26 protein-coding genes and 1 pseudogene are annotated in these 20,742 nt (G+C 57.3%); 3 read left to right on the forward strand and 24 right to left on the reverse strand.

Annotated features, from left to right (window positions below; all coding sequences use genetic code 11):
• Positions 1-227 precede the first annotated feature (227 nt).
• Positions 228-557: a winged helix-turn-helix domain-containing protein gene (locus tag AAFM46_RS13840; RefSeq protein WP_283532163.1), complete on the forward strand. Its 330-nt coding sequence runs from the start codon at positions 228-230 to the stop codon at positions 555-557.
• Entirely contained in the window at positions 557-1,297 is a 741-nt protein-coding gene (locus AAFM46_RS13845) for a cation transporter (protein WP_283532162.1), read from the forward strand. The genes AAFM46_RS13840 and AAFM46_RS13845 overlap by 1 nt, the downstream gene beginning before the upstream one ends.
• Before the next feature lie 127 nt (positions 1,298-1,424).
• Here AAFM46_RS13845 and map read toward each other — a convergent pair whose 3' ends face one another.
• The 23 genes and pseudogenes from map to rpsJ form a co-directional block, all read right to left on the reverse strand.
• The gene (gene map / locus AAFM46_RS13850; RefSeq protein ID WP_343318417.1) at positions 1,425-2,261 is read right to left on the reverse strand and encodes a type I methionyl aminopeptidase; all 837 of its coding nucleotides are present in this window, start codon (positions 2,259-2,261) and stop codon (positions 1,425-1,427) included.
• Between the two features lie 119 nt (positions 2,262-2,380).
• Complete coding sequence (locus AAFM46_RS13855; RefSeq protein WP_283532254.1) at positions 2,381-2,941, reverse strand: adenylate kinase; 561 nt, start codon at positions 2,939-2,941, stop codon at positions 2,381-2,383.
• Positions 2,942-2,946: 5 nt separating this feature from the next.
• Complete coding sequence (secY, locus tag AAFM46_RS13860) at positions 2,947-4,272, reverse strand: preprotein translocase subunit SecY (protein WP_283532160.1); 1,326 nt, start codon at positions 4,270-4,272, stop codon at positions 2,947-2,949.
• 220 nt (positions 4,273-4,492) lie between these two features.
• On the reverse strand, positions 4,493-4,972 hold the full coding sequence (gene rplO / locus AAFM46_RS13865) for a 50S ribosomal protein L15 (RefSeq protein WP_283532159.1): 480 nt from the start codon (positions 4,970-4,972) through the stop codon (positions 4,493-4,495).
• A gap of 1 nt (position 4,973) precedes the next feature.
• The gene (gene rpmD / locus AAFM46_RS13870; protein WP_283532158.1) at positions 4,974-5,186 is read right to left on the reverse strand and encodes a 50S ribosomal protein L30; all 213 of its coding nucleotides are present in this window, start codon (positions 5,184-5,186) and stop codon (positions 4,974-4,976) included.
• Positions 5,186-5,866: a 30S ribosomal protein S5 gene (rpsE, locus tag AAFM46_RS13875; RefSeq protein WP_283532157.1), complete on the reverse strand. Its 681-nt coding sequence runs from the start codon at positions 5,864-5,866 to the stop codon at positions 5,186-5,188. Before rpsE ends, rpmD begins: the two co-directional genes overlap by 1 nt.
• Positions 5,867-5,892: 26 nt before the next feature.
• Positions 5,893-6,264 carry a 50S ribosomal protein L18 gene (gene rplR / locus AAFM46_RS13880; RefSeq protein ID WP_283532156.1) on the reverse strand — a complete coding sequence of 124 codons (372 nt, stop codon included), beginning with the start codon at positions 6,262-6,264 and terminating at the stop codon, positions 5,893-5,895.
• A gap of 1 nt (position 6,265) precedes the next feature.
• Positions 6,266-6,802 carry a 50S ribosomal protein L6 gene (gene rplF / locus AAFM46_RS13885; protein ID WP_283532155.1) on the reverse strand — a complete coding sequence of 179 codons (537 nt, stop codon included), beginning with the start codon at positions 6,800-6,802 and terminating at the stop codon, positions 6,266-6,268.
• A gap of 23 nt (positions 6,803-6,825) precedes the next feature.
• Positions 6,826-7,224: a 30S ribosomal protein S8 gene (rpsH, locus tag AAFM46_RS13890; protein WP_283532154.1), complete on the reverse strand. Its 399-nt coding sequence runs from the start codon at positions 7,222-7,224 to the stop codon at positions 6,826-6,828.
• A gap of 103 nt (positions 7,225-7,327) precedes the next feature.
• Positions 7,328-7,912 carry a 50S ribosomal protein L5 gene (gene rplE / locus AAFM46_RS13895; RefSeq protein WP_283532153.1) on the reverse strand — a complete coding sequence of 195 codons (585 nt, stop codon included), beginning with the start codon at positions 7,910-7,912 and terminating at the stop codon, positions 7,328-7,330.
• A complete protein-coding gene (rplX, locus tag AAFM46_RS13900; protein ID WP_283532152.1) occupies positions 7,909-8,271 on the reverse strand; it encodes a 50S ribosomal protein L24 in 363 nt (120 codons plus the stop codon). Before rplX ends, rplE begins: the two co-directional genes overlap by 4 nt.
• A gap of 3 nt (positions 8,272-8,274) precedes the next feature.
• Positions 8,275-8,643 carry a 50S ribosomal protein L14 gene (rplN, locus tag AAFM46_RS13905; RefSeq protein ID WP_283532252.1) on the reverse strand — a complete coding sequence of 123 codons (369 nt, stop codon included), beginning with the start codon at positions 8,641-8,643 and terminating at the stop codon, positions 8,275-8,277.
• A 513-nt stretch (positions 8,644-9,156) separates the two neighbouring features.
• Positions 9,157-9,387: a 30S ribosomal protein S17 gene (gene rpsQ / locus AAFM46_RS13910; RefSeq protein WP_283530140.1), complete on the reverse strand. Its 231-nt coding sequence runs from the start codon at positions 9,385-9,387 to the stop codon at positions 9,157-9,159.
• Positions 9,388-9,449: 62 nt separating this feature from the next.
• A complete protein-coding gene (gene rpmC / locus AAFM46_RS13915) occupies positions 9,450-9,773 on the reverse strand; it encodes a 50S ribosomal protein L29 (protein ID WP_343318419.1) in 324 nt (107 codons plus the stop codon).
• 2 nt (positions 9,774-9,775) lie between these two features.
• Positions 9,776-10,192 carry a 50S ribosomal protein L16 gene (rplP, locus tag AAFM46_RS13920; protein ID WP_283458465.1) on the reverse strand — a complete coding sequence of 139 codons (417 nt, stop codon included), beginning with the start codon at positions 10,190-10,192 and terminating at the stop codon, positions 9,776-9,778.
• The gene (gene rpsC / locus AAFM46_RS13925; RefSeq protein ID WP_283530075.1) at positions 10,193-11,041 is read right to left on the reverse strand and encodes a 30S ribosomal protein S3; all 849 of its coding nucleotides are present in this window, start codon (positions 11,039-11,041) and stop codon (positions 10,193-10,195) included.
• Positions 11,042-11,407 carry a 50S ribosomal protein L22 gene (rplV, locus tag AAFM46_RS13930; RefSeq protein WP_283530073.1) on the reverse strand — a complete coding sequence of 122 codons (366 nt, stop codon included), beginning with the start codon at positions 11,405-11,407 and terminating at the stop codon, positions 11,042-11,044.
• A 38-nt stretch (positions 11,408-11,445) separates the two neighbouring features.
• Positions 11,446-11,727 carry a 30S ribosomal protein S19 gene (gene rpsS, locus AAFM46_RS13935; RefSeq protein WP_110105559.1) on the reverse strand — a complete coding sequence of 94 codons (282 nt, stop codon included), beginning with the start codon at positions 11,725-11,727 and terminating at the stop codon, positions 11,446-11,448.
• A 12-nt stretch (positions 11,728-11,739) separates the two neighbouring features.
• A complete protein-coding gene (rplB, locus tag AAFM46_RS13940) occupies positions 11,740-12,579 on the reverse strand; it encodes a 50S ribosomal protein L2 (RefSeq protein WP_283530070.1) in 840 nt (279 codons plus the stop codon).
• A 30-nt stretch (positions 12,580-12,609) separates the two neighbouring features.
• Positions 12,610-12,915: a 50S ribosomal protein L23 gene (gene rplW, locus AAFM46_RS13945; protein WP_038464693.1), complete on the reverse strand. Its 306-nt coding sequence runs from the start codon at positions 12,913-12,915 to the stop codon at positions 12,610-12,612.
• A gap of 242 nt (positions 12,916-13,157) precedes the next feature.
• Positions 13,158-13,748, reverse strand: a pseudogene (gene rplD / locus AAFM46_RS13950) (50S ribosomal protein L4); the annotation flags it as partial.
• A 4-nt stretch (positions 13,749-13,752) separates the two neighbouring features.
• Positions 13,753-14,403, reverse strand: a complete 651-nt coding sequence (rplC, locus tag AAFM46_RS13955; protein WP_283530064.1) for a 50S ribosomal protein L3 — start codon at positions 14,401-14,403, stop codon at positions 13,753-13,755.
• Between the two features lie 17 nt (positions 14,404-14,420).
• Entirely contained in the window at positions 14,421-14,729 is a 309-nt protein-coding gene (rpsJ, locus tag AAFM46_RS13960; protein WP_038464699.1) for a 30S ribosomal protein S10, read from the reverse strand.
• A 428-nt stretch (positions 14,730-15,157) separates the two neighbouring features.
• Here rpsJ and AAFM46_RS13965 point away from each other — a divergent pair, with 428 nt between their 5' ends.
• A complete protein-coding gene (locus tag AAFM46_RS13965) occupies positions 15,158-16,447 on the forward strand; it encodes an MFS transporter (protein ID WP_343318428.1) in 1,290 nt (429 codons plus the stop codon).
• A 52-nt stretch (positions 16,448-16,499) separates the two neighbouring features.
• On the opposite strand, the gene AAFM46_RS13970 is transcribed toward AAFM46_RS13965, so the two are convergent.
• Positions 16,500-20,729 carry a hypothetical protein gene (locus tag AAFM46_RS13970; protein WP_343318430.1) on the reverse strand — a complete coding sequence of 1,410 codons (4,230 nt, stop codon included), beginning with the start codon at positions 20,727-20,729 and terminating at the stop codon, positions 16,500-16,502.
• Positions 20,730-20,742 lie beyond the last annotated feature (13 nt).

The raw sequence follows: 20,742 nt of genomic DNA on the forward strand, positions 1-20,742 counted from the left end.
GTGGACGGCAGGCAAACACAATCTAAATAGTTATGCCCACTTTTGCGCAGTTGCTAGAGGAAGGCGTACCAACAAGCAGATCATGAGACTTTCGCTTGAAATCAGCGGCCGTGCAGGCAGCCCGGAGACTTGGGGCCACTCACGAATATAAGAGTAAGGGCGTGGTTTGAAGTGCTTAATAACTGTTCATAATTTTGTGAATACAGAAATTTGTGTAGTCTTCTTGTATGGAAACTGTGGCTCACTGGTCGGTACTTGGCAGATTTGGTCATGCTCTCTCTGACCCCAAGCGGGCCCGAATACTTTTGACCCTGCGCAACGCTCCGGCATATCCGTCCGATTTGGCGCAGACCCTGAACATCAGCCGGCAAAGCCTTTCCAACAATTTGGCATGTCTTAGGGGCTGCGGTCTGGTGGTGGCAGTTCCGGAAGGGCGGCGAACTCGTTACGAGTTGGCGGATGCGAAGATCGGCCATGCCCTGACGGACCTGCTAGCCGTTGTGCTCACAGTGGACCCGGAGTACTGTGCAGCCGCAGCTACCGAAGACTGCTGCTGATGACCGCCACGAATCCGCTGTACACCAGAGCGCCCACAGGTGAGCGCCGCCGAATCCTAAACCGCAGGATCAGGCTCTTCATCGCAGCTACTATCAGCTACAACATCGTCGAGGCCGTCATTGCTCTCTCAGCAGGAACGGGCGCATCCTCCAGCGCACTCATCGGCTTCGGTTTGGATTCCATAGTGGAAGTATCCTCTGCGGCCGCGCTGGCATGGCAGTTCAGCGCCCACGATCCCCAGACTCGTGAAAGAACGGCCCTGCGCATCATTGCACTGTCCTTCTTTGCCCTCGCAGCTTTCGTTGCCACCGATGCTCTCACTTCATTGTCTATGGGGACAGTAGCGGAACACTCCAGTGTGGGTATTGTCCTCGCCGCGCTCAGCCTGGCGATCATGCCCTTGCTGTCTTGGGCGCAGCGTCGGGCTGGACGTGAACTTGGTTCGCGATCCGCAGTCGCCGATTCAAAACAAACTCTCCTTTGCACGTACCTATCGGCGGTGCTTCTGGTTGGTCTGCTTCTCAACAGCGCGCTGGGATGGGCGTGGGCCGATCCCATCGCCGCCCTCGTAATTGCTGGTGTTGCAATCAAGGAGGGTCGCGATGCGTGGCGAGGTGATACCTGCTGCCCACCGATGCACCACGACGACAACGCGGACACAGAGCCCGCCGATGAATGCTGCGCATCAGATCCCGAAAACAAGGTCTCAGGCGTTGAGAATGACGAATGCTCTTGCTAAGCGGTTAGGTCCCCACGCCCATGGGACGCTCGTTTCTACTCGCTCAGCGAGCATTGGGAGGAGCTGGGTGGGCCCACGGCTCCGAGGGACCCGATGTGAGCTTGCGAGCATTGGGAGGAGCTGGGGACTAGTCCAGCGGAACCGGAGTGACTCCCAACGGCGAAAGCCGCGCCGCACCGCCGTCGGCCGCGGTAAGTACCCAGATACCTTTGGCGTGAACTGCCACCGAATGTTCCCAGTGCGCAGCGCGGGCCTTATCCGCTGTCACGACGGTCCAGTCATCGGAAAGCGTGATCGTTTCCAGTCCTCCGCGAACCAGCATCGGCTCGAGCGCCAGGCACATGCCGGGTTTGAGCTTGGGTCCACGGTGCTTGGATGAATAGTTCAGCACGTCCGGAGGCATATGCATAGCCGATCCGATGCCGTGACCGACGTAATCCTCGAGAATCCCAAGTTCCTGACCCGGCTGTGAAGTGACGTACTCGTCGATGGCGTCACCAATGTCTCCCACGTATTTGGCCGTGGCCATGGCTGCAATGCCGCGCCACATGCTTTCTTCGGTGATATCGGAAAGACGGCGATCTGCCGGATCCTCAGCGCCCGGACCTCCAACAATAGTGCTCCGGGCAGAATCTGAGTGCCACCCTTCAACAATGGCACCCCCATCGATGGAGATCAGGTCCCCTGCCTTCAAGACTCGGGAGCCGGGGATCCCATGGACCACTTCCTCATTGACAGAGGTGCAGATGGAGGCGGGGAAGTCGTAGTAGCCCAAGAAATTGGAGGTGGCTCCAGCCTTCTTCAGCTCTGCGGCAAAGATCGCATCAAGCTCACCCGTGGTGACACCTGGTGCGGCTGCCGCAATCGTCTTGTTCAAGGCAGCGTCAAGAATGAGCCCGCTGCGGTGCATGATCCGCATTTGATCGATGGTCTTGTATTCAATTTTTTGCTGGCCAAACGCCATGAAAGATCCTTTCGCTAAAATGGTTGAGGGCTCCTCCCCGTAATGCGGGAAGGAGCCCTCCTTCACAACCCGGCACCTGTGCGGCACCGTTGATAAAGCAACAAACTTACTGAGACTGACTAAACGCTTTTAATGGCTTCCATGATCCGTGCTGTCACGTCATCCATCTCGCCTAGTCCGTCAACCTTGGCCAGAATGCCGCGCTCCGCATAGCGGGACACTACAACCTCAGTTTGTTCGCGGTAGAGATCCAGACGGTGACGAATGACGGCTTCGGTGTCATCGCTCCGGCCGGTTTCACGGGCACGGCCCAACAAGCGCTTGACGAGTTCTTCATCGTCAGCAGTTAGCTGGATAACAACATCCAAGTTGGCCGAAGCCGCACCTAAAATATCGTCAAGTTCATCTACCTGAGGGGACGTACGCGGGTAGCCATCCAGCAGGAAACCCTCCGCAACATCATCTTGGGCAAGCCGATCCCGAACCATCCGGTTGGTCACGCTGTCAGGTACAAAGTCACCGTTGTCCATGTAGGTCTTCGCTTCAAGTCCCAAAGGTGTTTCACCCTTGACGTTGGCGCGGAAGATGTCACCGGTGGAGATGGCTACAATGCCAAGCTCCGCACAGATTCGTTCTGCCTGTGTGCCTTTACCTGACCCGGGAGGTCCAATAATCAGCATTCTTGTCATCGCAATAACCCTTCGTAGTGGCGCTGCTGGAGCTGTGCATCAATCTGCTTCACCGTCTCCAAACCAACACCCACAACGATCAGGATCGAGGTGCCACCGAACGGGAAGTTCTGGTTGGCGCCCACCATGACCAAAGCGATGAGAGGAATCAAAGCGACAATACCCAGGTAAAGCGAACCTGGCAGTGTGATGCGTGAAATAACGTACTGGAGATAATCCTGTGTGGGCTTCCCTGCACGGATGCCGGGGATGAACCCACCGTACTTCTTCATGTTGTCTGATACTTCTTCAGGATTGAAGGTGATCGCAACGTAGAAATAAGTGAAACCAATGGTCAACAAGAAGTACATCAACATGTAGAACGGGTGATCGCCACGGGTGAGGTAGTTGTTGATCCATTCGATCCACACAGGAACTTCAGTGGCGTTGGCAGGAGTGGCGAACTGTGCCACCAGTGCTGGCAGATACAACATCGAAGAAGCAAAAATTACCGGGATCACACCGGCCATGTTCACCTTGATGGGAATGTACGTGCTGGTGCCGCCCATAGTACGGCGGCCAATCATCCGCTTTGCGTATTGCACAGGTACACGTCGCTGTGACTGCTCAACAAAGACAACCAAAGCCACTACGAGGAGCCCAATGACCATAACGGTGAGGAAGGTACCCCAACCCTGGGTCTTCAGGATGGCACCCAAGGAGGTGGGGAACTGTGCTGCAATAGCAACAAAGATCAGCAAGGACATGCCGTTGCCGACACCCTTTTCAGTGACGAGCTCCCCCATCCACATGATCAACCCGGATCCGGCAGTCAGTGTGATGATCAGCAGCAGGATCGTGATCAGGTTATCGTTCGGGATCAACGCACCAGGAGAGCCTGCGGCACCACAACCGGCAAAGAGTTGTCCAGATCGCGCCAACGTCACCAAAGTGGTTGCATTGAGCAACCCCAAGGCGATGGTGAGGTAACGGGTGTACTGCGTCAGCATCCCCTGACCCTGGGCACCTTCAAGGTGCAGCTCCTGGAAGCGGGGGATCACTACGCGCAGCAGCTGAACAATGATGCTGGCCGTGATGTACGGCATGATTCCCAAAGCAAAAATGGAAACCTGGAGCAAGGCGCCGCCACTGAACAAGTTAACCAGCTGGTAGATACCCTGGCTTGTGTCAGCAGCATTCACGCACTGTTGGACATTTCGATAATCAATTCCAGGCGATGGGATAAAAGCACCCAAGCGGAAGATGGCAAGAATTCCCAGCGTGAACAACAACTTGCGTCGCAGATCAGGCGTGCGAAAGGCGCGGCCAAATGCGGTAAGCAAGCGTCCTCCTGATGTCTAGTAATGGCGTTGGCATCTCAAATGAGGTCCAAGGAAAGAGTCTAATACGTGATCTGATCCGCTTCGGAACTGTGACGGCGTGCCACGTCCAAGGCGTAAAGCGCATGGCACAAGGCTAACAACACGAAAGACCCCTGGCGGACGGAACTTCAGCTCCGCCCACCAAGAGTCTAGTCGTTAGATGTGACCATTTTTGAACTTATTACAGTTCGGTAGTGGTGCCACCTGCAGCAGTGATCTTTGTAACCGCGCTGGAGGAGAATGCGTCAGCAGCAATATCAACCTTGACGGTGATTTCGCCGGTGCCAAGCACCTTCACGAGCTGGTTCTTACGAACCGCTCCCTTTTCAACCAGAGCTTCGACGGTGACAACGCCACCTTCAGGGAAGAGCTCGTTCAGCTTGTCCAGGTTTACAACCTGGAACTCAACGCGGAACGGGTTCTTGAAGCCACGCAGCTTGGGCAAGCGCATGTGCAACGGCAACTGGCCGCCAGCAAAGCCAGCCTTTACCTGGTAGCGAGCCTTGGTACCCTTGGTACCGCGACCTGCGGTCTTACCCTTGGATCCTTCACCACGGCCAACACGGGTTTTAGCCGTCTTGGCACCGGGTGCCGGTCGCAGGTGGTGAACCTTGAGTGCGTTCTGCTTTTCAACAGTCTCAGCAGTGTTTTTTTCAGCCACTTTACTTCGCCTCCTCAACCTTGATCAGGTGCGGAATCGTGTTGACCATGCCAACAGTCACTGAGTCTGCAACGCGAACGACGGTGTCGTCAATGCGCTTCAAACCCAATGAACGCAGCGTGGCCTTCTGGTTCGCCTTGGCGCCAATGACGCCCCTGATCTGAGTGATTGTCAGCTTCTTCTCAGAAACCTGGATGTTCTTCGGTGTAGTCATTACAGACCTGCCTTTTGCATATTGCGCAACAGCACAGCCGGAGCAACTTCATCCAAAGGCAGGCCGCGGCGAGCCGCAACAGCCTTGGGGTCTTCCAGACCCTTCAATGCAGCAACAGTTGCGTGAACAATGTTGATTGCATTTGAGGAACCCAGTGACTTGGACAGCACGTCATGAATGCCAACGCATTCCAAGATGGCGCGAACCGGACCACCGGCAATAACACCGGTACCAGCTGCAGCCGGACGCAACAGTACGACGCCGGCAGCGGCTTCACCCTGTACGCGGTGCGGAATGGTCTTGCCCACCAAGGGAACGCGGAAGAAGGTCTTCTTGGCCTCTTCTACACCCTTGGCGATAGCGGCCGGAACTTCCTTGGCCTTGCCATAGCCGACGCCAACCAAACCATTGCCGTCACCGACGATGACAAGTGCAGTGAAGCTAAAGCGACGACCACCCTTGACAACCTTGGCGACACGGTTGATGTTGACTACGCGCTCGATGAACTGGCTTTTTTCAGCCTCGCGTCCACCGTCACGACCACGGCCGCGGCCACCGTCGCGACCGCCTTCGCGGCCTCCACGAGCACCGTCGCGACCGCCACGGCCACGGGCGCTGTCGGCGCCTGGTGCTGTCTCGGTCTTCGCGGCTGCACCGTCAGCTGCAGTTGCTTCTGACACAGTGTTCTCCTTGTTAATGTTTTCGGTCACAGTGCCAGACCGCCTTCACGTGCGCCATCAGCAATGGCTGCGACACGGCCGTGGTAACGGTTTCCGCCACGGTCGAAGACAACAGCTTCAATGCCGGCAGCCTTGGCGCGCTCGGCAACGAGCTCACCAACGCGCTTGGCCTTGGCAGTCTTGTCACCTTCGAAAGTGCGAAGATCTGCTTCCAGGGTTGATGCAGACACTAGGGTCAGACCCTGTGTGTCATCGATGACCTGCACGAATACGTGGCGGGCTGAACGGTTTACCACAAGACGCGGACGTACTGTGGTGCCGCTGACGCGCTTACGTACACGCAGGTGACGACGGCCGCGTGCTGCGGCCTTGGACTTTCCTCTTACGGATAGTGCCATGTTACTTACCAGCCTTTCCGACCTTGCGGCGGATGATTTCGCCGGCGTAGCGTACGCCCTTACCCTTGTACGGGTCGGGCCTGCGCAGCTTGCGGATGTTGGCAGCAACTTCGCCCACCTGCTGCTTGTCAATGCCTGACACGGAGAGCTTAGTGGGGCTCTCAACAGTCAGTGTGATGCCCTCGGGAGCCTCAATGGCAACCGGGTGGCTGAAGCCCAGAGCGAACTCCAGGTTCGCGCCCTTGGCGACTACGCGGTAACCGGTACCAACAATTTCCAGCTTCTTCTCGTAGCCCTTTGTGACACCTGTGATCAGGTTGTCAATGAGGGTGCGAGTCAAACCGTGGAGTGAACGCGAGTTGCGCTCATCGTTGGGTCGAGCAACCGTGACGGTGTTCTCTTCGAGTGCAACCGTGATGGGGCTGGCAACTGTAAGCTGCAGCGTTCCCTTCGGGCCCTTGACGGAAACCAGGTTGTTATCAACCTTGACCTCGACGCCGGCAGGCACGGAGATGGGGAGACGTCCAATACGTGACATAAGTTCTTTCCCTTCTCTCTCTACTACCAGACGTAGGCGAGGACTTCCCCACCCACGCCCTTCTTGGCAGCCTGGCGGTCGGTCAGCAGACCGGAAGACGTCGACAAGATGGCGACACCCAACCCACCCAATACGTTGGGGAGGTTAGTGGACTTCGCGTATACACGCAGTCCGGGCTTGGAGATACGGCGCAGCCCAGCGATTGAACGCTCGCGTGCGGGACCGTACTTCAAGTCAATGGTCATCTTCTTGCCAACTTCGGCGTCTTCAACCTTCCACGCAGTAATGTAACCCTGCGCCTTCAGGATGTCGGCGATATGGCCTTTAAGCTTGCTAAACGGCATGGTCACGGTGTCGTGGTGAGCCGAGTTTGCGTTGCGCAGACGCGTAAGCATGTCTGCGACAGGATCTGTCATTGTCATTTGGGCGCTTGCCCTTCCTCGTAACGGTTTCCTTCGCGCAATGCACTTTCACCAGCATTAAATACCGGGGAGCTGCATCCGCAGAACGGACCTTTTACGTAGATTATTTATCTTCGGATTTAAACGGGAAGCCAAGCGCCTTGAGCAGCGCGCGGCCTTCGTTATCGGTCTTGGCTGTGGTAACGACCGTGATGTCCATGCCGCGTGTGCGGTCAATGGAATCCTGATCGATCTCGTGGAACATAACCTGCTCGGTCAAACCGAAGGTGTAGTTACCGTTGCCGTCAAACTGCTTGCCACTGAGGCCGCGGAAGTCGCGGATACGGGGCAGAGCAAGAGTGACCAAGCGGTCCAGGAATTCCCACATGCGGTCTCCACGCAACGTGGCGTGGCAACCGATCGGCATGCCTTCGCGCAGTTTGAACTGTGCGATCGACTTGCGAGCCTTGGAAACCTGAGGCTTCTGGCCGGTGATAGCTGTGAGGTCGCGAACGGCGCCGTCGATGAGCTTGGAGTCCTTAGCGGCATCTCCAACACCCATGTTGACAACAACCTTGACCAGGCGCGGAACCTGGTTAACGTTCCCGTAGCTGAATTCCTCAACCAGGCTCGACTTGATCTCCGCTGCATAGCGGGCCTTCAGGCGAGGAGTGATCTTTGGCGTGTTCTCTGCAACTGCGGCGCTCATGCCAGGTCCTTCCCCGAGGTCTTGGCAACGCGGATACGTACTTGACGCTCGCGGCCATCGCGCTCAACGGTGTCGATGCGGTAGCCAACGCGAGTTGGCTTCTTCGTGGACGGGTCCACTACAGCAACGTTGGAGATGTGAATGGGTGCCTCGACGCTCTCGATGCCACCAGTGTTGGTGCCACGTTCGGTCTGACCGGCTTTGGTGTGCTTGGTGACACGATTAATTCCTTCAACCAACACGCGGTTGGTTTCGGTGTTAACCATCAGGACCTTGCCCTGCTTGCCACGGTCGCCGCCACGTTCAGCCTTGGCGCCTGTGATGACCTGAACCAGGTCACCCTTCTTGATCTTTGCCATAAGTTACAGCACCTCCGGAGCCAACGAGATGATCTTCATGAATTTCTTGTCACGAAGTTCACGGCCAACCGGGCCGAAGATACGGGTACCACGAGGGTCACCGTCAGTTTTGAGAATGACAGCTGCATTCTCGTCAAACTTGATGTAGGAACCATCCGCACGGCGGCGTTCCTTCTTTGTGCGAACGATGACAGCTTTTACGATGTCACCCTTCTTTACGTTACCGCCGGGAATTGCGTCCTTGACGGTTGCGACAATGGTGTCGCCAATGCCTGCGTAGCGGCGCCCAGATCCACCGAGAACGCGGATTGTCAAGATTTCCTTGGCACCCGTGTTGTCGGCGACCTTAAGCCGCGACTCCTGCTGAATCACTAGTATCTCCTGTTCGTCGCGCCGGTTCTTGGCCATAAATCATCTATGGATAAGCCTTGCGGAACGTATTGATCGGGATGTCTCTGAACGTGCCTGGATTTTGCCAAAACACGCCTAAACTCTTCATGCCAACTGCACTTTCCGCTCCGGGCTATTGCGTGAAAAATCCACGCGCCAGACGGCAGTTTGTAGTGGCACGAACGTTTACGAGGTAATCGCGCGCCTAACTTTCGCGACCGTAAACGGTCACACGGAAAAAGCGCAGCAATAAATAATCCTAGCACGACGCCGGTACCCGGGGGTACGCTACCAGCCACCCAGTGCGTTACCTCCCCCACACCGCGCGCCTTCGCGCAGGTATCGGCATTCGCGCTGGTATCGGCATTCGCTGGGCGTCACCCGAGACTTGAACGGCGTCGGGCATTGGATGTTAAACGACGTTGGGCCCGCCACCGGTAACGGTGACGGGCCCAACGTTTTAGTTCACAAACTCAACCATGAGGTTGAAAATGATTACTTGGCCTTTTCGACGATCTCGACGAGGCGGAACCGCTTGGTAGCGGACAGCGGACGAGTCTCGCTGATGACGACCAGGTCGCCGATACCGGCGCTGTTCTCCTCATCGTGAGCCTTGACCTTTTTGTTGCGTCGCAGCACCTTGCCGTACAAGGCGTGCTTTACGCGGTCTTCGACCTCTACAACGATGGTTTTTTCCATCTTGTCGGAGACAACGTAACCGCGCATCTTCTTGCGATCGCCACGGACAACAGTCTCCGCACCTGTTTCGGTGCTGTTTACAGAATCGCTCACTTGGCGTCCTCCTTTGTTTCTTCAGCCTTCTTGGAGGCCTTCTTGGCTTCCTTGTCAGCCTTTTTGGAGGCCTTCTCCACAGGTGGTGCAGCAACCACGTCCGGGCGTATGCCCAGTTCGCGTTCGCGCAACACTGTGTAGATGCGGGCGATGTCGCGCTTTACAACGCGAAGACGACCATGGCTTTCCAGCTGACCGGTGGCCGACTGGAAGCGCAGGTTGAACAGTTCTTCCTTAGCCTTGCGGAGCTCTTCGCCCAAACGGGCGTTATTGAACCCGTCAAGCTGTGCAGGGGCAAGTTCTTTGGAACCAATTGACATCTTTACTCACCACCTTCGCGACGCACAATGCGTGCTTTCAACGGCAGCTTGTGGATTGCCAGGCGCAATGCCTCGCGTGCTACCTCTTCTGATACACCGGAGAGTTCGAAGAGAACACGGCCGGGCTTAACATTCGCGATCCACCACTCGGGTGAACCCTTACCGGAACCCATACGGGTTTCGGCAGGCTTCTTCGTCAACGGACGGTCAGGGTAGATGTTGATCCACACTTTACCGCCACGCTTGATGTGACGCGTCATGGCGATACGAGCGGACTCGATCTGACGGTTGGTTACGTATGCCGGCGAGAGAGCCTGAATGCCCCACTCACCAAACGAAACCGTGGTGCCACCAGTAGCCTGCCCCGTACGACCGGGGTGGTGCTGCTTACGGTGCTTTACTCGACGTGGGATAAGCATTTACGCCTTTCCTCCTTCTACTGCCGGAGCCGCAACCTCTGCAGCTACAGGAGCCTGAACCGGGGCAGCTGCCTCGGTGCGCTCAGGACGGTCGTTGCGACGACGGTCGCCACCGGCACGGGGGCCGCGGTTTCCGCGGTCGTCACCGTCACGGCGCGGGCCACGGCCACGTGCAGGAGCAGCAGCTGCCTGGGCAGCCAGTTCCTTGGACGTGACATCGCCCTTGTAGATCCAGACCTTGACACCAATACGGCCAAATACGGTTTTGGCTTCAAAGAAGCCGTAATCGATGTTGGCACGCAGGGTGTGCAGGGGCACACGACCTTCGCGGTAGAACTCGGTGCGTGACATTTCAGCGCCACCCAAACGACCAGCACAAGCGACGCGGATGCCCTTGACGCTGCCGGTACGCTGAGCTGACTGCATTGCCTTCTTCATCGCGCGGCGGAAAGCCACACGGCTAGTTAGCTGCTCGGCGATGCCCTGGGCAACAAGCTGAGCGTCTGCTTCCGGGTTTTTGACTTCCAGGATGTTCAGCTGAACCTGCTTGCCGGTGAGCTTTTCGAGCTCGCCGCGGATGCGGTCTGCCTCGGCTCCACGGCGACCGATCACAATTCCGGGACGTGCTGTGTGGATATCCACACGAACACGGTCACGGGTGCGCTCGATCTCAACCTTGGAAATGCCGGCGCGGTCCATGCCTGTAGACATGAGTGCGCGGATCTGGATGTCTTCTTTTACGAAGTCCTTGTACCGCTGGCCGGGCTTGTTGCTGTCTGCGAACCAATGCGAACGGTGGTCCGTCGTGATCCCGAGACGGAAACCGTGCGGGTTTACTTTCTGTCCCACTTAGCGAGCCTCCTCTTTCTCGGGGGTAGCGACAACCACTGTTACGTGGCTTGTACGCTTCTTGATCTGAAATGCACGGCCCTGTGCACGCGGCTGGAACCGCTTCATGGTGGGGCCTTCATCGACATAAATCTCGCTGATGTACAGATCATTTTCGTTGAACGCGACGCTGTCGCGATCTGCCAGAACGCGGGCGTTAGCCACTGCGGACTGGACTACCTTGAATACCGGCTCCGAAGCGCCCTGTGGGGCAAACTTCAAAATCGCCAATGCCTCATTCGCCTGCTTGCCACGAATCAGGTTGACGACGCGCCGGGCCTTCATAGGCGTTACGCGCAGATGACGCGCACTTGCCTTGGCTTCCATTGCTATCTCTCTCTCGTCTAAGCCGTAAAGCCAAGCGCCTAGCGGCGCTTGCCCTTACGGTCGTCCTTGACATGGCCGCGGAATGTCCGCGTGGCGGCGAATTCGCCGAGCTTGTGCCCGACCATCGACTCGGTAACAAACACAGGAATGTGCTTGCGACCGTCATGCACGGCGATCGTGTGACCCAACATATCGGGCACGATCATCGAGCGGCGGGACCAGGTCTTAATTACGTTCTTGGTACCCTTTTCGTTCTCCCGAGCTACCTTTACAAAGAGGTGCTGGTCAACGAAAGGACCCTTCTTCAGGCTACGTGGCATGTCTCCAGGCTCCTATCGCTTGTTCTTGCCAGTACGGCGGCGACGAACAATCAGCTTGTCGCTCTCTTTGTTTGGACGGCGGGTACGGCCTTCGCGCTTACCGTTGGGGTTCACCGGGTGACGTCCACCGGAAGTCTTACCCTCACCACCACCATGTGGGTGATCAACAGGGTTCATGACAACACCGCGGACGGTTGGGCGTACGCCCTTCCAGCGCATACGGCCAGCCTTGCCCCAGTTGATGTTTGACTGCTCAGCGTTTCCAACTTCGCCGATGGTCGCGCGGCAGCGCGCATCAACGTTGCGGATTTCACCGGAGGGCAAACGCAGCTGGGCGTACTTGCCTTCCTTGGCGACGAGCTGAACCGAGGCACCAGCTGAACGTGCCATCTTGGCACCGCCACCGGGACGCAGTTCCACAGCGTGAATAACAGTACCCACGGGGACGTTGCGCAACGGCAGGTTGTTGCCTGGCTTGATGTCAGCTGCGGCGCCGGCTTCTACAAAATCACCCTGGTTGAGCTTGTTCGGAGCGATGATGTAGCGCTTGGTGCCATCAACATAGTGCAGGAGGGCAATACGCGCGGTGCGGTTGGGATCATATTCGATCTCAGCAACGCGAGCGTTAACGCCATCCTTGTCGTGACGACGGAAGTCAATCAGGCGGTACTGGCGCTTGTGGCCACCACCCTTGTGACGAGTCGTGATACGACCAGTGTTATTGCGGCCACCCTTTTTGGGCAGGGGACGGACCAGAGACTTCTCTGGAGTCGACCGCGTGATTTCTGTGAAGTCAGCAACGCTCGAGCCACGACGGCCCGGGGTTGTCGGCTTATATTTACGGATTCCCATAGTATATTTCCTCGTTAAAGTGGTCTCCGCTTAAGAAAGCGGACCGCCGAAGATGTCAATCGTGCCCTCGCGGAGGGAGACAATTGCGCGCTTGGTGTTCTTGCGCTGTCCCCATCCGAACTTGGTGCGCTTACGCTTACCAGCACGGTTGATGGTGTTGATCGAGTCGACCTTGACGGAGAAGATTTTCTCCACGGCCAACTTGATCTCGGTCTTGTTCGAGCGAGGGTCGACCAGGAAGGTGTATTTACCTTCGTCGATCAAGCCGTAGCTCTTTTCCGAGACGACGGGTGCAAGCACTACGTCGCGCGGATCCTTGATGGTGACGGCGCTCACTTGGCGTCCTCCTCAATAGTCTGGGCAGCTTCGCCGCCGGCGGGAACAAAGCCTGCGGCTTTGGCGTCCTCAACCGTTGCAAACCAAACTTCGGCCACAGTGGCGTCATACCAGCGTGAACCAGGCACGTGGTACTTCATTGAGTCCTTGTTGCCCTTGATGGTGCCTTCGGCATCCTCAATAGCGTCAACGGAGACCAATTCTTCAACCAGCAGCATGCTTGAAGCGAAAGCTTCGGCAGCGGCACGGCCTGAGACGAAGACTTCGTAAGCAGCCTGCGTGAAGACAATGTCATCGGAAACAAGCACGTCGTAGGTGTTGAGCTGGTCAACGTACAGAACGTGCAGGTCGGTGATGTTGCGTACGCTCAAAGCAGCGACATCGTTGGCACGCTCAATCACAACGAGCACATTGCGTCGCGTTGTGACAGCAGCCAGCGTAGCCTTTGCGGCCTTGGTGGACGGCGTGGTGCCGGCAACCAATTCAGCAATGACGTGAATACGGCCGTTGCGTGCACGGTCAGAGAGGGCGCCGCGCAAAGCTGCTGCCTTCATCTTCTTGGGCGTGCGCTGGCTGTAATCGCGAGGGGTAGGACCGTGGACAACGCCACCACCAGTCATGTGAGGGGCACGGATTGAACCCTGACGGGCACGGCCGGTACCCTTCTGTGCATGTGGCTTGCGGCCTGCACCGGATACTTCGGCGCGGGTCTTGGTCTTGTGGGTACCCTGACGGGCAGCAGCGAGCTGAGCTACGACAACCTGGTGCAACAAGGGCACGTTGGTTTGTACGTCGAAGATCTCTGCAGGCAGGTCAACCTTTACAGTAGCCATTTACTTATGCTCCCTTCACGGCGGTGCGTACGAATACGACCTGGCCGCGGGCGCCGGGAACGGCACCCTTGATCAGCAGCAGCGACTTCTCGGCGTCAACACCGTGAACCGTAAGGTTCATGGTGGTTACGCGCTCGGCACCCATACGGCCTGCCATGCGCATACCCTTGAAAACGCGGCCAGGAGTGGACGCGCCACCGATGGAACCGGGCTTGCGGTGGTTCTTGTGTGCACCGTGCGAGGCCGGGGCGCCGTGGAAGCCGTGACGCTTCATGACACCGGCAAAGCCCTTACCCTTTGAAGTACCGACAACGTCGACCTTCTGGCCGGCTTCGAAGATCTCAACTGAGAGCTCCTGGCCGAGTGAGTAAGTGTCAGCATCTGCTGTGCGCAGCTCGACGACGTGGCGGCGAGGCGTGACGCCTGCCTTTGCAAAGTGACCAGCCAAGGGCTTGGTGACTTTACGAGGATCGATCGCACCGTAGCCGATCTGGATCGCTACATAGCCATCAACCTCTGCATTGCGCAGCTGTGTGATGACATTGGAATCGGCCTGGACGACGGTTACTGGAACAAGCAAGTTGTTCTCGTCCCAGACCTGGGTCATGCCGAGCTTCGTGCCCAGGATGCCCTTAGTGTTTCGGGTCGCGGTCATAGTTTCTCAGCACCTCCCTACAGTTTGATTTCGATGTTCACGTCAGCCGGCAGGTCGAGACGCATGAGCGAATCAACTGCCTTGGGCGTGGGGTCAATGATGTCGATGAGACGCTTGTGCGTGCGCATTTCAAAGTGCTCGCGGCTGTCCTTGTACTTGTGAGGTGAACGAATTACACAGTAAATGTTCTTCTCGGTGGGCAGCGGCACGGGGCCCACTACCGTTGCGCCTGCGCGCGTGACCGTCTCAACGATCTTCCGAGCTGAAACATCAATAACCTCGTGGTCATATGACTTCAGCCGGATGCGGATTTTTTGTCCCGCCATGGCGTCGTGACTCTCTTTCCTGTAACGAAGCACCCTAAGAGAAGCGATGCTGTTGACGTAAACGCTGTTTACTTTTACCTGTTCAATGTGGCACTCACAGCCACGCTTCCAACGAACTGAATCCGGATATTTCCGGGTTCCTCAATCCACCGAAGCTCCGACCCCCGCGGTCGGGCGTGTCGTGAATATTTCACGCACGTACCCGCACTAAATGCGAAGGGAAGGTTATGTTTGGTCTTTAACTTGGACCCTGCATCGAGCATTATCTCGACCGGGACACGAAAAAGAACTTGAACAACTCAATAAGTATGCCGGATTCTGGCGATGAACGCCAATCGGGGCAGACGCGTCCTTCGCTACGTAGACTGGCCCTACCCCGGCTTTCGGTGCCTAAACCTCGCCCTTGACAGGCATGAGAAGCTACTGGCGTGAGCAAAGTCACTAGAGGAGACGGGTTACCCACAGCCTCGACCATGCAGCCATTGGATGCTATCCCAACCCGCAGGGTCAGCGGACGGTGGATCTCCTTCTTCGCGCTGAGCTGGTTTGGCGTGTGGATTGCCCAGCTGACACCTGTGCAATTACTACTGCCACTCCAGGTTCAAAAGTTCCTTGACGCGACTGACTGGGTTCAGAATGTTCTTGGATTTGGCTACATTTCCGGAATTGCAGGAGTTTTTGCGTTTGTTGCTTACCCGCTTACGGGTGCACTGTCCGACCGCACCACCTCCCGCTATGGACGGCGCCGGCCGTGGATCGCCGTGGGGACGGCCGGTTTTGCACTGTCTCTGGTGTTTCTGGGCCTACAGGGCACTTTGCTGGGTATCGGTATCTTCTGGGTGGCCTCCAGCACATTCTTCTGTGTCCTGACGGCGGCACTGACTGCCGCAATTTCCGATCAGGTACCGGTAAGCCAGCGCGGATATGTGTCGGGTTGGATTTCCGCGCCGCAGGCCATTGGCATCATTGCGGGCTTGGTGCTGGTTACTGCCTTAGGGCTGAGCACCTTCGCCGGTTATGCCCTGCTCGCGGGACTTTTAGTGGTGCTGGGTTTGCCGTTCCTGCTCCTTATTGACGACGAAGTGCTCCCGCCAGGAGTTGTCCCTGCGCTTTCGTGGCGTTCACTGCTAGGAGGTCTGTGGATCAGTCCCCGTAAGTTTCCCGACTTTGGTTGGACCCTACTGAGCCGAATCCTGGTGAACCTCGGGAACGCCTTTGGCACCAGCTTGCTTCTTTACTTCCTCATGTACGGCCTGAAAGTCAGCGACGCCGAGGGCTCCCTTATCCTCCTAACGCTGGTCTATATGGTGTTTGTGATCATCGCATCACTGTGGCTCGGCAGGCTCTCCGACAGATACGGCAGGCGTCGCGCCTTCGTGTTTGGCGCCTCCGTTTTGCAAGCTATCGCCGCCCTCATCCTCGCGTTTGTCCCCACCCTAGGTGCGGCCACCGTGGCGGCTGCTCTGCTGGGGTTGGGCTATGGTTGTTTCCTTTCCGTTGACCAGGCCCTTGCCACCGAAGTGCTTCCCGATCAGCTTTCCCGCGGCAAGGATCTTGGCATCATGAATATTGCCCTGAGCGTACCCCAGGCATTTGCACCCATGCTGGGGGCCCTGCTTGTCAGTGCCACAGGTGGATTCACCCTCCTTTTTCTGGTCTCCGGGCTCACTGCCCTCGCCGGGGCAGCCGCCGTTAGTCAAGTCAAAGGAGTTCGGTAGGAGACCACCTAGACGGCTGACCCGTCACCAGGGGCCGACGCCGGAGCGCCCGTTACTGCGGTGGCTGCGGCTGCCGTGGTGGTGCCGCTGGTGGTGCTGGTAACCGGGACCCCTGCGATGGTGTTCCCGGCGGTGGCCCGTGGTTTCCCATTGGACCTGTAACGGGAGGCTCCAAGTGGGGCTTCTTCCGGTTTAACCGCCAAATTGCAAAAGCAATAAGCGCCAAGGCCAGCAACGCCAACAGAATGTAGGTGAAGCCTCGTAAATACCAAAGCACCGCTGTGGAGACGCCGATGGCACCCCAAACAGTGAAAATTCTTTCATCCAGACTCATACCCACGGCCAACAGTGCCACGAAGACCAACAGGGAAATGATCTGCTGCACCGAATCTGCGCTGAAAATGGTCACCAAAGCACCCAGGCTGGCAAAACTTGCCGCCGTTGCAAGAAGGCCCCTACCTGCCTTTTGTTGATTGTGCACATACCGAAGCACTGCCAGGGCACCAAGGGCCATGGCACACCATTGAATGGCCCAGAAAGCGCCCAAGTCCACAAACCTGGAGCAGGCTGCGAACCATACTATTGCACTTGCCAGGATTGCTGTGTCGATGGAAACCCGGCGATGCGCCGGAGGAACTTCGAGGCAGGTGAGCACGGCAATCAAAGTGAAGCCGGCAGCACCGGCCAATACCGTGTGGGTGTCGGCCATGGACCAAAGGGAAAAGAATGCCCCTGCGCCAAGTGCCGTGCCGACAACACTAACGCGTTGCACGTGCTTTTCCGTCACCAAGTCCAGGAAAATCAGGCGCACCACATACAGTGAGCCGACAACAACCACAAACCCGGCGAGAGCTGCGTATCCGGGGCGGTAAATGAGTTCCAGGACTTGGCTGCGGAAAAGCAATGCAGCTAAGAAGACCATCAGCGCTCCGGGCAAGGTTAGCTGTTCCAACTTCATCACATGGGCCCCGACAATCAATGCCAATCCAGCTACTAGCCATACGGCAGCAAAAACTCCCGTAGCGGCGTCCCTGTCGACAATGCTTGCTGTGACAAGGAACGTGGCAGTGGCAATCAACCAGTACCAGCGCATCTCAACGGCGTGCGGGGTGTAGATACAGCGCCAGGTAATCACACCGATGCACAGCGCCAGCAGCAGCAACGCAGTTGCTCCTGGCCACATTACGGGGGCAATGACGGATGCTCCCCCCACCACGGCAACGAGTGCCAAGTAGGAAGCACCACGCTGCTTCAAGGCGGCTTGGGCCGTTACGGCGGTCACGGCTAGGGCGATCAACTCCAGCGCCACTACCCAACGCAGAGCAGTTCCCGGGGACGAGAATCCACCGGCTGCCAGATGGTAGTGCATCGGAGTCAAGACCTGAGCGCCCAGCAGCAACCACAGTCCCACCTGTAGCAGCCGGGGAGCACCAACCAACTCATTGAAGCTGGCAACCCTCTGGGCTAGAAACGCGATCGCCATCTGAAGCAGCAACACTGCACTAAAGATAAGGGAAACCACGGACAGGTTCTCCGTAAGCTCACGAGCACCCACTACGACGAGGGCTGTCACGGCGGCCCTGAACAGCAAGAAGTAGGCACTCCTGCTGATTTGGTCCCTAGCCTTGAGCGTAACGAGGATAGACATGCCCGCAATCAGGACCAGCACTAGTGCCAGAAGCCCTCTGTCATGTGCGCTCCATATTGCCAGCGCAACCATCGCAGCAGGACTTCCCCACTGGACAGCAGTGAAAGAACGTTGGCGTAACGTTCCAGCTAGAGCGAGAATCGCCAGTACTGCCACATTCAGACCCACCACAACCATTGTTGTCCAGAGCACAGGGGCGCCGTTTCGGATGGCCGCTCCGGCGACCGTTACAACAATCAACAGCGTCAAAATCACATCCACGCGCAGACGGGCAATGACAAGGCCCCGCAAGGTCACCACGGCAAGAATTACTAGTTGAGGGACAAGTGCTAGCAGGAGCCACAGGCCCAGTCCTACATGCACCCCCGTGATTTTTGTGAAGGGATCATGTTCCATCCATAGCTGAAAAAGTGCCACGGAAAGCAGAAGCGAAGTAACCCGAGCCGCCCACCAATAAAGCCAACGGTGCAGAGTCCCGGATCGGTCCCGGAGGCGCATACCACCAGAGATAAAGAAAATAAGGGCAACAGTCCAAGCAACGCTGGCACCACCAGCGGCAAAGACTGGCCCCGTAAACAGGGCAGTAATAGTGAGGTACGAAGGCGCAATAAACTCACCAACAGACCAACCTGGTTTTGAAGTCAGTTTCGTTAAGGAAAATATTGCTGCGGCAACAGCCATGGCGACAGCAGCCACCAGGAACTCAATTCGCAGCGAGCCCATGACAACGCTGGGGCTTTCCCCCAGAATCTTGTGGCTGCTGTAGGCAATCGACAAAGCAGCCACAAGGAAGGTCCCCACCACAGCCCAGGCGGCGGCCGAGTAACCTACGATGAGGTTCGGGGCACCATACGTTGCAAGCAGAGCATCAGCGAGCAGTTGTAGTGCCGCGATGACGGCAATGACCGCGATGATCAACTGTGTTTTCCCGGGCTGTGCAGGAATAAAGGTCGCCAGTGTGGAGGCAATAAATGCTGTCACAAGAATGCGCGCGGCCACCAACATGACGTGCCTGATTATCTGGGTTCTAGTTGTGAGGAACCTAAGCACCGAGTATGCCACCGCCAGGCCCACCAGGACCATCCAACCCGCGGCTTCAATCATCGGCGAGTACAGCAAAACCGCACCCACAGCTGGCAGAGGCAGCCATTCCCCGCGGGGCAAAAAAGCCGGCACAATCAGCATGGTTGCAAGCAGACCGAACCCAACACCCAACACCGTTATCAGCGTGCTCGCTTCCGCGGAGTCCTGGCGGAAGTAATGGCCAACACTCCACACCAGTGAGGCAGCCGCCAACACGGGGGCGCTTATATAGACGTCGCGTCGAATCCAGTTCTGGTGCACGAGGAAGACGGAAAACGGAGTTTTAGCGTAGGCCACGGCAATCAGTTGCAGCGCCAAAACTACTGCAAAAGCACCTGCCGCCCATGTCAGATCCGGCTTAATCATCCAACCGACAAAGGGCGCTGCCATCGTTATTGAGACACGGAGACCGACGTAGTTGTAGCGCCTTAGTGCCGGCTGACTGATAAAGGTAAGAACGGCGTAGTAGACAGACCCGGCAACCAACACAAGCGCGTGGTCTGCTGCGTTCAGGGCGAGTCCGAAGGCAAGTGAGCCGGCAAGACCGGCCGGGGTGAACCATGGACCTAGACCTGATAGCGGCTTTGCATAAAGGCTGGGTGTTCTCCGGCCTGTTGGTCCGTTTCGTTTCAAGAGGTAACCAAGCAATGACAACAGGGCAGAGAAAACAATCAGTGCAGTGAAATACCAGGCCAACGCGGCACCCAACACCGCCACGGATGACCACGCCGTTGAGAGCAAAAATGCGATTGACAAATAAACTACCAACCGGCTTTGCAGACGCACGGCAGCAAAAACATACGCAAGTGTGCCGATGAATGACGTGAGCAACCACACGACGGGCGCGTTGGGAACACCCAGATTATAGGTGGCCAGTCCTGCAAACGGAATAATGGCCAGTGCCGTTCCGGAGAACGCTACCGCAGCGGGTTTAAGCCGCGCTACCTTCTCATGCAGAACTAATCCGGCCGCATAGAAAAGTGACGTCCCGAACCAAACACCCACAAGACGAGCGGACACGGGCAGGTTACTACCGACAAAAAGAGCCGCCGCTGCAACCATCAGCAAACTCGCCACATATAACGTGATGTTGATGTTCTGTGTCTCGCGCTTATTCTTTACAGCCGCAGTTGCCTTTGGACCCAGAGGTGGCGCTGGTATCTGCGGGGCGTGGGACACGCGAGGTGGCTGTTGACCGCCCGGCAATCCTCGTGGCGGGAAGTTCTGGTTCCGGCCCTGAGCAGGATCGCTCACGAACGGCGGTTGGGCTGGAGGCTTGAGGTGCGCCGAGAGTGCGGAATGATCGGGCCATGCCACAGCTTCCGGATCGCGCGGTCTTGGAGTTGGTGGGTTGGTAGCCGCGGGTGGGGCAACAATCCGCCGCTCATGTGCGCTAACCCCTGACGGGGCTGCTACTGATGCTGGTTGTGCCGCTACGGCATCTCGCCACCCGGCCAAGTGACCCGCCAAGTAGCCCTGGCGATAGGCCTGATCAAGAGCTGGGCGCTCTGGCGCAGATGCCGGTACGCCAGGCTGCTGATTCTCACTCATGTAACTCCCTTAC

Origin of the sequence: Arthrobacter sp. TMP15 (assembly GCF_039529835.1) — a bacterium.
Lineage (GTDB): Bacteria > Actinomycetota > Actinomycetes > Actinomycetales > Micrococcaceae > Specibacter.

Coding starts and splice junctions, on each gene's coding strand:
- rpsH (WP_283532154.1), bottom strand. CDS start 7,224: ATGACAATGACAGATCCTGTCGCAGACATGCTTACGCGTCTGCGCAAC.
- rplC (WP_283530064.1), bottom strand. CDS start 14,403: ATGACCGCGACCCGAAACACTAAGGGCATCCTGGGCACGAAGCTCGGC.
- rpsQ (WP_283530140.1), bottom strand. CDS start 9,387: ATGCGCGGTTACGTTGTCTCCGACAAGATGGAAAAAACCATCGTTGTA.
- rpmC (WP_343318419.1), bottom strand. CDS start 9,773: ATGTCAATTGGTTCCAAAGAACTTGCCCCTGCACAGCTTGACGGGTTC.
- rplX (WP_283532152.1), bottom strand. CDS start 8,271: ATGGCAAAGATCAAGAAGGGTGACCTGGTTCAGGTCATCACAGGCGCC.
- rplE (WP_283532153.1), bottom strand. CDS start 7,912: ATGAGCGCCGCAGTTGCAGAGAACACGCCAAAGATCACTCCTCGCCTG.
- rpsJ (WP_038464699.1), bottom strand. CDS start 14,729: ATGGCGGGACAAAAAATCCGCATCCGGCTGAAGTCATATGACCACGAG.
- rplV (WP_283530073.1), bottom strand. CDS start 11,407: ATGGAAGCCAAGGCAAGTGCGCGTCATCTGCGCGTAACGCCTATGAAG.
- rpmD (WP_283532158.1), bottom strand. CDS start 5,186: ATGACTACACCGAAGAACATCCAGGTTTCTGAGAAGAAGCTGACAATC.
- rpsS (WP_110105559.1), bottom strand. CDS start 11,727: ATGCCACGTAGCCTGAAGAAGGGTCCTTTCGTTGACCAGCACCTCTTT.
- AAFM46_RS13840 (WP_283532163.1), top strand. CDS start 228: ATGGAAACTGTGGCTCACTGGTCGGTACTTGGCAGATTTGGTCATGCT.
- AAFM46_RS13855 (WP_283532254.1), bottom strand. CDS start 2,941: ATGCTGATTATTGGACCTCCCGGGTCAGGTAAAGGCACACAGGCAGAA.
- AAFM46_RS13970 (WP_343318430.1), bottom strand. CDS start 20,729: ATGAGTGAGAATCAGCAGCCTGGCGTACCGGCATCTGCGCCAGAGCGC.
- AAFM46_RS13845 (WP_283532162.1), top strand. CDS start 557: ATGACCGCCACGAATCCGCTGTACACCAGAGCGCCCACAGGTGAGCGC.
- rplB (WP_283530070.1), bottom strand. CDS start 12,579: ATGGGAATCCGTAAATATAAGCCGACAACCCCGGGCCGTCGTGGCTCG.
- rplP (WP_283458465.1), bottom strand. CDS start 10,192: ATGCTTATCCCACGTCGAGTAAAGCACCGTAAGCAGCACCACCCCGGT.
- rplR (WP_283532156.1), bottom strand. CDS start 6,264: ATGGCACTATCCGTAAGAGGAAAGTCCAAGGCCGCAGCACGCGGCCGT.
- rplF (WP_283532155.1), bottom strand. CDS start 6,802: ATGTCACGTATTGGACGTCTCCCCATCTCCGTGCCTGCCGGCGTCGAG.
- map (WP_343318417.1), bottom strand. CDS start 2,261: ATGGCGTTTGGCCAGCAAAAAATTGAATACAAGACCATCGATCAAATG.